Below are 231 nucleotides of genomic sequence, written 5' to 3' on the forward strand. Positions count from 1 at the left end.
GATCAAACCATGTGCATAGCCGAGCAAAATAATCTTTAACATCACTGACGGCGGATACGCCGCCGCGCCTGTTTTGTCGTTGTTATACCACGCGTCAAAGCCCGACAAATCGAGTTTATTTTCGACAATATAACAAAGCGCATACTCAAATGTACCTGGCAATATTTGCTCAGCAAAATTGATTGGAATGAATTTATTTTGGCAGGATAAGTCTGGCTTGTAGTTGGCCAT

Annotated in this window: 1 pseudogene; it reads right to left on the reverse strand. The window is 42.4% G+C overall.

Annotated elements, in window-relative coordinates:
- A pseudogene (locus H5200_RS23725) lies at positions 1-231 on the reverse strand (transposase); the annotation flags it as partial.

This window comes from Pseudoalteromonas sp. SG43-7 (genome assembly GCF_014164295.1).
Taxonomy (GTDB): Bacteria; Pseudomonadota; Gammaproteobacteria; order Enterobacterales; family Alteromonadaceae; genus Pseudoalteromonas; species Pseudoalteromonas rhizosphaerae.